We start from the raw sequence: 9756 nt of genomic DNA, 5'->3' as shown, positions 1-9756 counted from the left end.
GTCCCAGAGCTCTCGCGCGTGGGGGGTGCCCCCCCCCCCCGCCGCCGCCCCGCGCCCCCCCCCCGGCGCCCCCCCCGCCCCCCGCCCCCCCCCCCCCGCGGGGGGGCGGGGGGGCCCCCGCTCCCGGGGACTACTGGGTGACGCTGATCGTCTGCGCGGCCTGCGAGGTGGCGGACGACCACGAGGAGTGGTCGTTCAGGGCGGCGGACTGGTTGGACGCGTCGATGTTGGCGATGTGCTTGGTGACGTTGACGGTCTTGCCGAAGCTGAACTTCAGGCGGCCGAGGGCCTCACGGCCCGGCAGCAGCTCGGCGGACTCGTTCTCCAGCTCGTTCATGTCCATGCTCATGACGGATGTCCTTTCGTTTCGTGTGCGATGAGGTCGAGGTCGGCACCGGCGCCGTGCGCCGGCGCGGTGTTACTGGGTGACGCTGATGGTCTGGGCGGCGCCGGAGTCGGCCACCGACCACGACGAGTGGTCGTTCAGCGCGGCGGACTCGTTGTGGGCGCTGATGTTCGCGACGTGCTTGGTGACGTTGACCGTCTTGCCGAAGCCGAACTTCAGCCGGCCCAGGGCCTCACGACCCGGCAGCAGCTCCGCGGACTCGGCCTCGAGCTCATGGGCGTCCATCATGATCGCTTCCCCCTCAGGGATAGACATTTCCGATCGGACCGAGTCAGGTTCCCCCCGGACTCTGTCCAATCTGGTCGGACGAGCTGTCCAACGAGATTGGACACTAGGGCCTCGGGAACCCCCCGCGCAACCCGTTCGGGAAATCACCCTCTCGGCCGATCGCGGCGGCGACCGTAGAATCGGCGCGACATGGCGGACTCCGCAGGCGGCGAGCAGGAAGTGACTCAGTGGCCAACGCACTGCAGCAGTTGATCCGTGAGCACCTCGACCGCAAGGGCTGGTCCTACGGTGACGTGGCGCGGCGCGGTGGTGTCCCCCGCTCCACGGTCCACCACCTGGCCACCACCGAGCGGGTGGTCCGCATGCCCCAGACGACGACCCTGGAGGGCCTGGCCAAGGGCCTGGAGCTCCCGCTGGAGAGCGTGCGCCGGGCCGCCGCCGAGGCGTGCGGGATCCACGTGTACGACACCTCGCCGGACGCCGGCGCGAACGGCGGCGCCGCCGACCCCGAGGTCGCGCTGCTCATCGCGAGCGTCCAGAAGCTGTCGGCGGACGACCGCCGCCATGTCACGGCGCTGGTCGAGTCCCTGCTGGACCGTTCCTCCGGACCCGCCAAGGAGAAGTGACCGCCTCCGGACGGCTCCTCGAACGCTCTCGGACGGTCTGTCGCCAAGTCGGAAAAAGAATCCGACTCCGCACGAAACCGTGAAGATCCAGGACTAGTCTCTCGTCCTGCCCGGGACGCGAGAGCCGCACGACCACGGGCTCTCAGGGGGAAATGTGTTGTTCGTGCACGGCGGACCGGCGACGGCCGTGGTCCGGGGACCCGACGGCGAGTCCGTCGTCCTGCTGTCCGGGGAACTGCCCGAGGTGCTCACCGACGCCTCGGTCACCGAACTCCTGGACCTGGCCGCCGCCATCCTGGGCGCCGGTGAACTCGCCCTCTTCGAGGAATGCCTGCACACGTTGCGCCGCAACGGCATGCGGGCGGGCCGCCGCATCGAGGTCGACGGCGCGGTCCTGACCGTCTACGAGGGGTGAGCCGACCCGATACCCGGGCAATGCCGCCCTTCGGTTTTCCGGTCGTGTCGAGCCCGTCCACGGATTCGGGATAATCACCCGTCCACCGGCTTGACGATGAAGGGATGGCCGTGCCGGGCCCCGAACCTCTCCAGCGCGGCCCGGTCCTCGGCCACGGCGGCGGCGACCGCGCCTGGTCGGCCGGCCAGGTGCCCCCGCATCCGGTCTCCACCCGCCCGCCGATGAGCAGCACCGTGCGGCTGCCGCCGCCCGCCGCCACGGTCGTGCCCGCGTCCGAGCCCATGCGTCCGTCTCCCTTCCTCTCAGTGCCTGGTCAGTTGGTGTTCGGCCGCGTCGGCGGTGTCCGGCACCGCCTCCCCCTGGCCGGCCAGGGTGCGCTCCCCCCATCGCACGACCGGCACCATCGCCAGGCCCGCCGCGACGAAGAGGGCGCCGAGCAGGATCCAGCCGGGTGCGCCCCAGTAGACGAGGAGCCCGGTCAGCGCGAGCGGGCCCACGATCTCGGCCACCGTCAGCCCCGACCCGAAGAACGCCTGGTACTGGCCGTGCTTGCCGTCGGGGGCGAGCCCGAAGCTGATCTCCCAGCTGCCGGCCATCTGCATCATCTCGCCCACCGTCTGCACCGCCGCGGCGGCGACCAGCAGCAGCACCGCCGACCAGGCGGAGTCGCCGCTGCCGGAGAAGGCGAAGACGACGCAGCCCGCGCCGAGCAGCAGCCCGCCGCGCACCACGTACCGCGCCCCGCTCGCCAGGTCGGTCACCCCGCGCGCCACGCGCACCTGGAGGACCACGACGGCGAGCGTGTTGAGCACGAACATCACCGACAGCACCCACTTCGGGGCCTCGGTGTGCCCGACGATCCACAGCGGCAGCGCCACGTCGATCAGCGGCACGTGCAGCACGAGGACCAGGTTGAGGAGGCTGACGGCGACGTAGGGCCGGTCCCGGAACACCGTCTTCGTCCGCTCGCCGTCGGCGGGTGCCGGGGCGGGGGCGATGGGCGGCACCCGCCACAGCACCGCGGCGGCCATGGCGAAGGCCACGGAGTTGAGCGCGAACGCGGCGAGATAGGCCCCACGCGTGTCGAAGAGCAGCACCACGCCGCCGAGCGCGGCACCCAGGGAGAGCCCGGCGTTGTAGCTGGCCTGGAGGATGGCGCGGACCTTGGTGAGGTTCTCCTTGGGCACCACCCCGGCGAGCAGAGCCTGCTGGGCCGCGGAGCCACTGCGCTGCCCCACCGCGTACAGGCACGCGGAGAGCACGAACAGCGGGAAGGAGCGCACGACCAGGTACGAACCGACGGCCACCGCCGCGCACAGAAAGAAGAACACCGCCGTCCCCCGCGCCCCGCGGCGGTCGGCCAGATGTCCCAGCGGCACGCTCAGGGCCAGCGCCACCGTCCAGGCGATGGTCAGCCCGAGACCCAGCTGGGCCGCGGACAACCCGACGACCTGGGTGAAGAACAGCGCCGCCGTCACGTAGTACGCGCCGTCACCGGTCCTGCTGATCAACTGGGCCAGGGCGAGCGTACGCGCCGGTCCGGCCGGAGGGACCAGGTTCTTCGTGTTCATGTGACTCCTTGGGCGGGCCCGTCGGGTCGTGGGCTCACGGTTGCGGTGGGGGACGGTCATGAGGCGATCGGGCCGAGTGCCTCCACAGCTGCTGTCAGCTGGGAGGTCTCGTGGAGCGCGGAGAGCGCGAAGCGTATGAGCCCGGTGCCCTTCGCGACGGTCGGGAAGAGGGCGGGCAGTACCAGGACGCCGGCCGAGCGCAGCCGCCTCGAACGCCGCCTGCTCGGTGGCGAAATGGGCCCCGCGGACGACGAACGCTGCCCGGCACTGACGAGCCGGCCGTCGGTCAGCTCGTCGAAGAGAGCGGCGTTCCCCCACAGCCGCTCCTGCAACCCGGCCACCTCGCCGCTCAGGTGCAGCTTGGCCGCGGCCATGTCCGCCGCGAGCAGCGGCAGCATGATGGAGTGCCCGAAGACCAGCGGACTGGCGAACTTGCGCAGCACCCGCACCTCCTCCTCGCCGGGCAGCACGACGAAACCGCCCGCACCGCCGAAGGCCTTGGACAGCGAGCCGACCAGCACCACGTTGCCGGGCAGCCCGTCGGCGCAGGCCTCGCAGGCGTAACCGGCGCCGTACGGGCCGTCGATGGAGATGCCGTGCGCGTCGTCGACGTACAGCAGCCCGCCGGCCTCCCCCAGCGACCGGGCGAGGGAGTCGACGTCGATCAGGCCGCCCATCGAGCCGACGCCGTCGACCAGCGCGATGGGGGTGCGGCGCTGCTCCCGCGCTTCGGCCAGCCGGGCCTCCAGGGTCAGCGGGTCCGCCAGGTCGAACCGGTGCACGGGGCCGATCTGCTCCAGGACCCCGGGCAGCACCTGCATGGGCCCTGGTTCGTCTCGGTCAACGTCACCCTGTGAGCCAAACACACCCGCGAGGACGCCCCCAACGCTTTTAGCCCCCGCTAAAACCGAGCCGGGGCACACGTCCTCGACGGTTCGGCCGACCGGTCTCGCGAGCCCAGGTCAGGCCGAGAGGCGTCCGCCACCGGGCGCCACGGCACCCCGCACGAGCGCCTCGCCCGTCTCGGTGAGCGAGTGGATGACGCGGCGGCCGTGGCGTCGGCTCGTCACCAGGTCGCAGTCGCGCAGCACGGCGACGTGCTGGCTGATGGCGCCGGGGGTGACGTTGATCGCCGCGGCGAGATCGCCGGTGGAGGCGGGCACCAGCAGGGCCTCGAGCACCGCGGAGCGGACGCCGCCGAGCAGCGCGGCCAGCGGGCGCGGCTGGTCCGTGGCGTAGCGGTGCCACAACTCCTCGACGCCCGGCCTGGGGTAGACGATCATCGACTGCTGCGGCGGCGTCATGGTGAGCACCTCCGGCCCGCAGAACACGCTCGGTACGAGCACGATGCCCCGGCCGCCCAGGTCCTTCTGGTAGTCGTAGGCGCTGCGCACGGTCAGCTCCTGGTCCCTCCAGGCGATGCGGGGGTGGAGGGAGGAGAACACGGGGGCCGCCCCGGAACTCTCGATCACCTGCATGCGGGAGCGGATGTCGGACTGGAGTCTGCCGTGCAGCCGCCGCCAGTGCGGCTCCAGCGCGAGGTCCCAGTACGTCTGAAGCTGTTCGGTGATCCGGGCGATGGCCTGCGCCGGCTGAGCCAGCATCTGCCGGTGCAGCGGCGCCGCCTCCTGCCGCCAGGTCACGGGCGTGCCGGGGTCGGCGGCCATCCATGACACCTCGGCGACGAAGTGTTCACTCGGGGTCGCCCGCACCAACTCCAGCTCTTCGGTGATCCTCCGCGGCCCGGAGCCGTCCGGCGGCGGGGTGAGGAAGTCCGGGACGTATCCGGTGGGCGGGATCAGCGCGCGTAGCGGCAGAAGATCCAGGGTCCGCAGCTTCGCGCGGACGTCGTCGACCCACGGCTGGTGCCGCCTTCTGCGTTCCGCCGAGGCCAGCATGCGGATGCTGTAGACGGCCTCCCCCAGCGGAGAGGGCGAGAATCGAACCCTTGCGATGTCGTCCACGGTCGCCGAGAAGCGGATCATGTTTCCCCCATGTCCCCGTCAGTGCCGCTCCGGTGGGTGGCAGAGCGACGCATAGAGACGCTAGGTCCCCGTGCCGAGAGCCGTAGCTCTCCCGTGGCGCGATTTCAACTGGTGCGATCCCGTACGGAAGCATGCAATCCCAGACCCACCGAAACGATGGCCGCCCACGGGCCACTCCGGGCAGTTGGCCGGAACCATGAAGGCCGGCCGGGGACGGGGGCGGAACTTTGACGCGATTCCGGCGCGTCGCGTGCGGGAGCGGCTGCCGGGCCGTCCGACGAGGAGGAGCGCCTGCGCGACGGCGCGGCAGTTCGGCCTTCGGGGAGCCGGCGTCCGCCTCGGAGATCCGGTTGACCATGTGACGTCGCAGAGGGGGTGAACGCGGTCGCGTTCGGCACGGGCCCGGCGTGCGGCGGCGATCTCGGCCGCGTCGGCGTGCTCCACGGGGAAGCGGTGCCGTCCATCGTCGATCGAATCCCGGGCAACCGGCCTCCGGGCCTTCGTCGGTGGGGTCGAAGCGCTGCCCTCTGTCGCGACTCGCACGAGGGACGGCGCCAACCGACCTTATCGGCAGGGTCGGCGCAATGGCAGCGAAAGTGCCCGGAACCGGACTTGAACCGGTACGCCCGCGAGGGGCAGCGAGGTTTAAGCTCGCCGTGTCTGCATTCCACCATCCGGGCAGGCCATGGGCTCCGCAACGAGATTCCGAGCCTATCGGGAGGCGTCCCCCGAACAGCGGACGGGCGACCCGATGTTGTCTTATTTTATTGACGTCTGAGGGTGCATCAGCCCCCGGAACGAGCCATCCGCACTTGCCAATAGCGTTACGCGCGGTGGGTGCACGCGTACGGGGAATGACGGAATTTCACCGTCCGAACAAGGGGGCTCCACCTGTTCTGGACAGATGGGAGCGACCGGTTCCGGATCAGGTCAGGTTCGGTTCGGTTCGGTCAGGTTCGGTTCGGTCGGTCCGCTCGGTCGGTCGGTCGGTCGGTCGGTCGGTCGGCCTAAGGGTCCGCCGTCATCCCCAGGTATGACTCGGCGCGCTCCGGTCCCCCCTCGGTCGCCCCCCGGAACCGGAACTGCGGCTGACTACACGGGCCCGTGCGGCCGGGACGATGGTCACGTCCCCATGAACGCCGTCGTCCCGACAGGAGCACCCTTCCGTGTCCACCACACCCATCGTCGACCGGCGGACCACCTCCGTGGCCGCTCGCGCCACGGAGCTGTCGAAGATCTACGGACAGGGTGAGACGCAGGTCGTCGCCCTGGACCGGGTCACCGTCGAGTTCCGGCAGGCCGAGTTCACCGCGATCATGGGGCCGTCGGGCTCCGGCAAGTCCACGCTGATGCACTGCGTGGCGGGCCTCGACACCTTCTCCTCCGGCTCCGTGCGGATCGGCGACACCGAACTGGGCACCCTGAAGGACAAGCAGCTCACCAAGTTGCGCCGGGACAAGATCGGGTTCATCTTCCAGGCGTTCAACCTGCTGCCGACGCTGACCGCGCTGGAGAACATCACGCTCCCCATGGACATCGCGGGCCGCAAGCCGGACAAGCAGTGGCTCGACAGCGTCATCCAGATGGTCGGCCTGAAGGACCGGCTGAGCCACCGGCCCGCGCAGCTCTCCGGCGGCCAGCAGCAGCGCGTCGCCGTCGCCCGAGCCCTCGCCTCCCGGCCGGAGATCATCTTCGGCGACGAGCCGACCGGAAACCTGGACTCCCGCTCCGGCGCCGAGGTGCTGGGCTTCCTGCGCAACTCCGTGCGGGAGCTGGGCCAGACGGTCGTCATGGTCACCCACGACCCGGTGGCGGCGGCGTACGCGGACCGTGTCGTCTTCCTCGCCGACGGCCGGATCGTCGACGAGATGTACCGCCCGACGGCCGAAACGGTCCTGGACTTCATGAAGCAGTTCGACGCGAAGGGCCGGACCAGCTGATGTTCCGCACCGCCCTGCGCAACGTCCTCGCGCACAAGGCCCGGCTGCTGATGACCGTGCTCGCCGTCATGCTCGGCGTCGCGTTCGTCTCCGGCACCCTGGTCTTCACCAACACCATCTCGGACGCCTACCAGAACAGCTCCGCCAAGGGCTTCGACGGCGTCGACGTGGCCGTACAGGCCAAGTACCAGGACTCCAAGGGCGATCAGGTCGGCAAGACCCCCGACCTCACCCAGGCGCTGCTCGACAGGGCCGCGAAGGTCCCCGGGGCCGCCTCCGCCACCGGGGTCGTCTCCGGCTTCACCGCGATCGCCGACAAGGACGGCAAGCTGATCGGCGGCGGCTGGCAGTCCGAGGGCGGCAACTACTGGGGCACCAAGGACGCCCGCTACCCGCTGGTCGGTGGTCACGCGCCGAGCGGTGCGAACGAGGTGCTGATCGACTCCAAGACCGCCGAGCGGGCCGGCTACCAGGTCGGCGACACCGTGCGCATCTCGGTGAACGGCCCGGTCCTCACGCCCACCGTCGCCGGCATCTTCACCACCGACGACGGCAATGTCACGGCCGGCGGCAGCCTCGCCCTGTTCGACACGGCGACCGCGCAGCGGCTGTTCGGCACGAAGGGCGCGTACGACGAGATCGACGTGACCGCGAAGTCCGGCACCGGCCAGGCCGCCCTCAAGGCCCAGCTGGACCGGGCGCTGCCGAAGAAGCTCGTGGAGACCACCACCGGCCAGCAGCTCGCCGACGACCAGGCGAAGTCCATCGCCGCCGGCATGAGCGGCCTGCGCCAGGGCCTGCTGGTCTTCGCCGGCATCGCCCTGTTCGTCGGCACGTTCATCATCGCCAACACCTTCACCATGCTGGTCGCCCAGCGCACCAAGGAGCTGGCGCTGCTGCGCGCGGTGGGCGCCTCCCGCCGCCAGGTCACCCGTTCGGTGCTGATCGAGGCGTTCGTGGTCGGCGCGGTGGCCGGGGTCGCCGGTCTGGTCGCCGGTATCGGCATCGGCGCCGGACTGCGCGCGCTGATGGGCTCGTTCGGCGCGACCGTCCCGGACGGCCCGCTGGTCGTCAGCCCCGGCACGGTGGCCGCCGCCCTCGCCGTCGGCGTCGTCATCACGATGCTGGCCGCCTGGCTGCCCGGCCGCCGGGCCGCGAAGATCCCGCCGGTCGCCGCGATGAGCGCGCTGCACTCGGCGCCGACCACCAAGTCGCTGGTGCTGCGCAACACGATCGGCGCCCTGTTCTCGGCGGCGGGCGTGACGGTGATCCTGGCGGCGACCACGATGAGCGGCTCGGACGGCCAGGCGCCGATGGGCCTGGGCGCGGTCCTCCTGATCATCGGCGTCTTCGTCCTCACCCCCCTCCTCTCCCGTCCGCTGATCGCGGCCGCCGCGCCGCTGCTGCGCGGGTTCGGGGTCGCCGGGAAGCTGGCCCGGCAGAACTCGGTGCGCAACCCGCGCCGTACCGCCGCGACCGCCTCGGCGCTGATGATCGGCCTGACCCTGATCACCGGCATGACCGTGATGGCGGGCAGCCTGCAGAAGTCGATCGACAAGATGGCGAGTTCGGCGATCCGCGCGGACTACATCGTCTCGATGGCCAACGGAAACGCGCTCTCCCCCGACGTGGCGAAGAAGGTCGCGACCGCCGGCGGGGTGACCGCCAGCAGCCCGCTGCGCAACGCGGCCTCCCGGATCGACGGCGACACCGAGTACCTGACCGGCGTCAACGGCTCGGCGATCGGCAAGCTGACCGACCTCACGGTCGACAGCGGCTCGTTCAAGGTCGGCGGCTCGGACGTGGTCGTGGACGACGACACGGCCAAGTCGCACGGCTGGAAGACGGGTTCGAGCTTCACCGTCCACTACGAGGACGGCAAGGCGCAGAAGATGACCGTCGCCGGGGTCTACGAGGGCAACGAGGTGATCCGCGGGATCATGCTCGACGACGCCGTCCTCACCCCGCACCAGACCGACCCCGCCGACATGCAGGTCATGGTCAAGACGGCGGACGGCGCGTCGGGCGCGGCCAAGGACAAGCTGGAGAAGGTCCTCGGCTCCAACCCGGCGATCAAGGTCCAGGACAAGCAGGACCTGTCCGACTCCATCGCCCAGGCGTTCACGCTGATCCTGAACATGGTCTACGGCCTGCTCGCGATGGCGGTGATCGTCGCGGTCCTCGGTGTCATCAACACCCTGGCCATGTCGGTCTTCGAACGGCAGCAGGAGATCGGCATGCTCCGTGCGATCGGCCTGGACCGCAAGGCGGTCAAGCGGATGGTCCGGCTGGAGTCCCTGGTCATCTCGCTCTTCGGCGGGGTGCTGGGCCTCGGTCTGGGCGTGTTCTTCGGCTGGGCGGCCGGTCAGCTGGTCGGCGCGAAGATGCCGACGTACGAACTGGTCCTGCCGTGGTCCAGGATGGCGCTCTTCCTGGTGCTGGCCGGCGTGGTCGGCGTCCTGGCGGCCCTGTGGCCGGCCCGGCGCGCGGCGCGGCTGAACATGTTGTCGGCGATCAAGTCCGAGTAGTCCAGGTCCGAGTGGCCGCAGACACGGCGAAGGGGCCCCGCACGCGTGGTGCGGGGC

General features: G+C 70.8%; 10 protein-coding genes and 1 tRNA gene. 4 read left to right on the top strand and 7 right to left on the bottom strand.

From position 1 onward, the window contains the following. Positions 1 to 130: 130 nt before the first annotated feature. Entirely contained in the window at positions 131 to 349 is a 219-nt protein-coding gene (locus ACWGJB_RS20645) for a hypothetical protein (RefSeq protein WP_360490064.1), read from the bottom strand. Positions 350 to 418: 69 nt separating this feature from the next. After that, positions 419 to 634, bottom strand: coding sequence for a hypothetical protein (locus ACWGJB_RS20640; protein WP_207921928.1), 216 nt, complete (start codon positions 632 to 634; stop codon positions 419 to 421). Between the two features lie 227 nt (positions 635 to 861). On the opposite strand from ACWGJB_RS20640, the gene ACWGJB_RS20635 reads away from it, so the two are divergent. Both ACWGJB_RS20635 and ACWGJB_RS20630 read left to right on the top strand, forming a co-directional pair. Continuing rightward, on the top strand, positions 862 to 1260 hold the full coding sequence (locus ACWGJB_RS20635; protein WP_453381578.1) for a helix-turn-helix transcriptional regulator: 399 nt from the start codon (positions 862 to 864) through the stop codon (positions 1258 to 1260). Between the two features lie 163 nt (positions 1261 to 1423). After that, a complete protein-coding gene (locus tag ACWGJB_RS20630) occupies positions 1424 to 1675 on the top strand; it encodes a hypothetical protein (RefSeq protein WP_453381577.1) in 252 nt (83 codons plus the stop codon). A gap of 74 nt (positions 1676 to 1749) precedes the next feature. Here the strand turns inward: ACWGJB_RS20630 and ACWGJB_RS20625 are convergent, their stop codons facing one another. The 5 genes from ACWGJB_RS20625 to ACWGJB_RS20605 all read right to left on the bottom strand — a co-directional run bounded on the left by ACWGJB_RS20625 (position 1750) and on the right by ACWGJB_RS20605 (position 5911). Then, positions 1750 to 1875, bottom strand: coding sequence for a hypothetical protein (locus ACWGJB_RS20625; RefSeq protein WP_453381576.1), 126 nt, complete (start codon positions 1873 to 1875; stop codon positions 1750 to 1752). A gap of 102 nt (positions 1876 to 1977) precedes the next feature. Further along, the gene (locus tag ACWGJB_RS20620) at positions 1978 to 3246 is read right to left on the bottom strand and encodes an MFS transporter (protein ID WP_453381575.1); all 1269 of its coding nucleotides are present in this window, start codon (positions 3244 to 3246) and stop codon (positions 1978 to 1980) included. A 56-nt stretch (positions 3247 to 3302) separates the two neighbouring features. Next, positions 3303 to 4067, bottom strand: coding sequence for an aminotransferase class I/II-fold pyridoxal phosphate-dependent enzyme (locus ACWGJB_RS20615; protein WP_453381574.1), 765 nt, complete (start codon positions 4065 to 4067; stop codon positions 3303 to 3305). Positions 4068 to 4208: 141 nt separating this feature from the next. Beyond that, positions 4209 to 5231 (bottom strand): DUF5937 family protein, encoded by a 1023-nt coding sequence (locus ACWGJB_RS20610; RefSeq protein WP_453381573.1) that lies wholly within the window; start codon positions 5229 to 5231, stop codon positions 4209 to 4211. Positions 5232 to 5828: 597 nt separating this feature from the next. Next, positions 5829 to 5911, bottom strand: a tRNA-Leu gene (locus ACWGJB_RS20605). A 486-nt stretch (positions 5912 to 6397) separates the two neighbouring features. Here ACWGJB_RS20605 and ACWGJB_RS20600 point away from each other — a divergent pair. Both ACWGJB_RS20600 and ACWGJB_RS20595 read left to right on the top strand, forming a co-directional pair. Further along, complete coding sequence (locus ACWGJB_RS20600; protein WP_453381572.1) at positions 6398 to 7171, top strand: ABC transporter ATP-binding protein; 774 nt, start codon at positions 6398 to 6400, stop codon at positions 7169 to 7171. Next, the gene (locus tag ACWGJB_RS20595; protein WP_453381571.1) at positions 7171 to 9699 is read left to right on the top strand and encodes an ABC transporter permease; all 2529 of its coding nucleotides are present in this window, start codon (positions 7171 to 7173) and stop codon (positions 9697 to 9699) included. Before ACWGJB_RS20600 ends, ACWGJB_RS20595 begins: the two co-directional genes overlap by 1 nt. The last annotated feature ends 57 nt before the right edge of the window (positions 9700 to 9756 follow it).

The sequence above is a fragment of the Streptomyces sp. NPDC054813 genome, assembly GCF_053611365.1.
This window is presented reverse-complemented; position numbering and strand designations above follow the sequence as displayed.

What these genes read in the sequence shown, in the direction of transcription:
- ACWGJB_RS20645 (WP_360490064.1), bottom strand. Translation starts at nt 349, where the DNA reads ATGAGCATGGACATGAACGAGCTGGAGAACGAGTCCGCCGAGCTGCTG.
- ACWGJB_RS20640 (WP_207921928.1), bottom strand. Translation starts at nt 634, where the DNA reads ATGATGGACGCCCATGAGCTCGAGGCCGAGTCCGCGGAGCTGCTGCCG.
- ACWGJB_RS20625 (WP_453381576.1), bottom strand. Translation starts at nt 1,875, where the DNA reads ATGCGGGGGCACCTGGCCGGCCGACCAGGCGCGGTCGCCGCCGCCGTG.
- ACWGJB_RS20620 (WP_453381575.1), bottom strand. Translation starts at nt 3,246, where the DNA reads ATGAACACGAAGAACCTGGTCCCTCCGGCCGGACCGGCGCGTACGCTC.
- ACWGJB_RS20615 (WP_453381574.1), bottom strand. Translation starts at nt 4,067, where the DNA reads ATGCAGGTGCTGCCCGGGGTCCTGGAGCAGATCGGCCCCGTGCACCGG.
- ACWGJB_RS20610 (WP_453381573.1), bottom strand. Translation starts at nt 5,231, where the DNA reads ATGATCCGCTTCTCGGCGACCGTGGACGACATCGCAAGGGTTCGATTC.
- ACWGJB_RS20595 (WP_453381571.1), top strand. Translation starts at nt 7,171, where the DNA reads ATGTTCCGCACCGCCCTGCGCAACGTCCTCGCGCACAAGGCCCGGCTG.